We start from the raw sequence: 3,204 nt of genomic DNA, 5'->3' as shown, positions 1-3,204 counted from the left end.
GCCGATTAAAATACTGACACCCATATATAAAATCAACGATTTATTTAGGTAACCGCCTTTTCGGTAGGCCCAAACGCCGCCGATTGTTGCAAAGAATACCTGTACGGCGCTGATTCCTGAGACTTCATGAGCTGTAAAGGCTGTAAATCCTAACAATGGGGGTATATATAAGAGCATAGGATATTTTATAATTGATCCCCCGATGCCTAGCATTCCGGATACATAAGACCCTACGAAGCCGATGATGAAGATCGTGATGATTAAACTGAAATCCATGTTGTAACCTCCTTAAAAAAGGGAACCGCTCCTGGTTCCCTTTTGATTATTTAGCCTTTTTGAATCCAGAACTTGAAAACGCCATTTTCTTCTTCGTGTTGTAGTAGTTCATGACCGCCGGACTTCGCCCATGCAGTAAGGTCACTCTTCGCACCTTGGTCAGTTGCGTGAATTTCAAGTACTTCGCCAGACTCTACTTCTTTCATAGCCTTCTTAGTTTTCACAATTGGCATTGGGCAAGCTAATCCTTTTGCGTCTAATACTTTTGTTACGTTCATAATGAAATACCTCCAAATAGTTATTTTTCTTTATGATAGCTGCTAAATCTTTGTCAGATTTTATCGGACCGCGCAACGGTTAGGACCAATTTCCATTTCTCGTTGCTCTTCGTCTTCAGGGTTGATTTTACCCATGTTTGTTTCACGGATTTCTTGATAAGCATTTGGTTGAGGTGGCAGGTTCTCTGTCACCATTTTTCTAAACTCATCTTGATCATCGATGTTCAAGCCGTGGTTTTTCTCAAACAGTGTACCTAGTTTCTCAGCCACAGTGCCATCCTCGTTCATCTCATCCATAATCATGAAGTGAGCAGGAAGGACGACAAGTTCATCAGATAGCTCTTTATAACGTGTATAAAGCGTCTCTCTAAGGTCCATAACCCAGTCTTCAGCTTTTCCTGCGAGGTCTGGACGACCGATGGAATCGACGAATAGAATATCGCCGGACATCAAGAATTGGTTATCGACTACAAAGGAAGTAGAACCAATTGTGTGACCTGGTGAATAAAGCGCATTGATATCAATCGTTGTGTTACCAATGGTTACTTTTTCACCATCTTCTAGCGGTTGATAGTCAAATGTTACTTCTGCTGCGTCTTTCGGCGGCAGCCAATAAGTGGCACCGGTCGCTTCGGCAAGTTTGCGTCCGCCAGAAATGTGGTCTGCGTGAAGGTGCGTATCGAATACGTGGGTGATTTTTACTCCCATTTTCTCAGCGAAATCTGTATAAGCACCAATCATGCGAGTGGAGTCGATGATCGCAGCTTCTCCGTTGGAAGTGACCATGTAGGAAAGGCAGCCTTTACCGATACGTATGAATTGGTACAGTTCGCCTCCATCATTCAAGTCTCCATCATTCAAGTCACTTACTTTAATAGGTTCAAGGTGTTCACTCCACGCTTTCATGCCGCCTTCAAGAGAATAGACGTTGGATACGCCCTCATCTTCAAGCATCTCAGCGACCATTTGTGAAGATCCGCCTTTGGCACAAGCGACCACGATTTCCTTATCTGTTGGAAGTTGATCCAAAATCTCTTCGACTCCATCAAGCAAATCAAAATACGGGATGTTCAAGTACTCAAAGTTTTTCCCTTCGATTTTCCAATCGTTAAAAGCATCTTCTGTGCGTACATCCAATAGAAATAATTCTTCATTGTTCAGAACTTTATTAGCCATTTCTTTAACAGACATTTCTTGTACTGCCATTTTCATTTACCCCCTAAGGTATATTTTTGTTTAAAATTTTTTATTTGTTAAGTGAAGTTGTATCTCCAGACCATTCACTCATGCCTGGAACGACGTTATAAACATTTTCAAAGCCTTTTTCTACAAGCTTTTGAGCGGCCATGTCACTGCGGTTCCCTGTACGACATACAACATAAACGTCTTTAGAGCGATCTAATTCATCTGCACGTTCGTCTAATTCTCCTAGTGGCATGGACGTTGCTTCAGGAATGTGCTCAAATGCATACTCCGCAGCTTCACGTACATCTAAAATTAGTGCGTTCTTATCAGAACGGACATTTTGCAGTTCTTCGTTATTTACAACTTTGTCGTGTTTCGTTTCTTGAGTGTCTTCATCACTAGCTTTTCGTACATAGTGCTTCAGAACGTCTCCTTCTTCAACTGTGCCCAGGTACTGATGACCTGCGCTTTTAGCCCATGCAGCCAGGTCTGCTTTTGAACCTTTGTCTGTTGCAAGGACTTCAAGCACCTGACCTGCTTCAATGTCTTTCATTGATTTCTTTGTTTTCACAATCGGCATTGGGCAAGCAAGCCCTTTAGCATCTAACGAAAGATCTGTCTTAATATCCATATACAAACATCCTCCCAAAACCCGTGTGGGTATTATTTTTTGAAAAAAATTATTCTGTTGGACCGTCCCAGCTCATCATGCCGCCTTCCATATTGGTGACGTCATATCCTTTTTCTTCTAAAATCTGCGTAGCACGGCCACTGCGGCCGCCAGAACGGCAAACCATAATATATTCTTTAGATGAATCCAATTCACTTGTGCGAGCCTCTACTGATCCAAGAGGGATGTGCTTCGCTCCAGGAATCATTCCAGACGCTACTTCATCGTCTTCGCGTACATCTACAATGTTCAATTCTTTTCCTTGTTCCAAAAGATTTTTTACTTCGTTAGCTGTTAAAGTTTTCATAATAACTAGTACCTCCTATTAGATAAACAGGTTCACGTTACCGTCTTCAGCATCAGCTAAATAAGCGGCTACACCTGCGTATTCAATTTCATCTAGCAGTTCATCTTTTTGTAGACCAAGTAAGTCCATCGTCATCGTACATGCCACAAGGTTTATTTCTTGTTCCTGTGCCATTTCGATAAGATCAGGCAGTGGCATCGCATTGTGCTTTTTCATGACGTCTTTGATCATTTTCGGTCCAAACCCTGCAAAATTCATTTTTGAAAGGCCCATCTTATCTGCGCCACGAGGCATCATTTTCCCGAACATTTTCTCCATGAAACCTTTTTTCGCAGTGATCGGTTCATCTTTTCTAAGAGCATTTAATCCCCAGAATGTGTGAAAGATTGTTACTTCATGATCATAAGCTGCTGCCCCATTGGCAATGATATAAGCAGCCATCGCTTTATCATAATCTCCGCTGAATAAAATAATATTTGTTTTTTTTG

At 41.8% G+C, this 3,204-nt stretch carries 6 protein-coding genes; all 6 read right to left on the bottom strand.

Features of this window, described 5'->3' with window-relative positions; translation table 11 throughout:
* A partial coding sequence (locus LD39_RS18395; protein WP_035551397.1) for a sulfite exporter TauE/SafE family protein occupies positions 1-276 on the bottom strand: 276 nt, incomplete at its 3' end.
* Between the two features lie 50 nt (positions 277-326).
* Positions 327-554 carry a sulfurtransferase TusA family protein gene (locus LD39_RS18390; RefSeq protein ID WP_035551394.1) on the bottom strand — a complete coding sequence of 76 codons (228 nt, stop codon included), beginning with the start codon at positions 552-554 and terminating at the stop codon, positions 327-329.
* 60 nt (positions 555-614) lie between these two features.
* Positions 615-1,760 (bottom strand): MBL fold metallo-hydrolase, encoded by a 1,146-nt coding sequence (locus tag LD39_RS18385; RefSeq protein WP_035551392.1) that lies wholly within the window; start codon positions 1,758-1,760, stop codon positions 615-617.
* Between the two features lie 40 nt (positions 1,761-1,800).
* Complete coding sequence (locus LD39_RS18380) at positions 1,801-2,370, bottom strand: sulfurtransferase TusA family protein (protein WP_035551389.1); 570 nt, start codon at positions 2,368-2,370, stop codon at positions 1,801-1,803.
* Positions 2,371-2,419: 49 nt separating this feature from the next.
* Positions 2,420-2,716 (bottom strand): rhodanese-like domain-containing protein, encoded by a 297-nt coding sequence (locus LD39_RS18375; protein WP_035551386.1) that lies wholly within the window; start codon positions 2,714-2,716, stop codon positions 2,420-2,422.
* An 18-nt stretch (positions 2,717-2,734) separates the two neighbouring features.
* A partial coding sequence (locus tag LD39_RS18370) for a DsrE/DsrF/DrsH-like family protein (protein WP_156112690.1) occupies positions 2,735-3,204 on the bottom strand: 470 nt, incomplete at its 5' end.

Source organism: Halobacillus sp. BBL2006 (genome assembly GCF_000786645.1).
Taxonomy (GTDB): Bacteria; Bacillota; Bacilli; order Bacillales; family Halobacillaceae; genus Halobacillus.
Note: the sequence above shows the minus strand (reverse complement) of the source record. Positions and strands in the feature narration are given on the sequence as shown.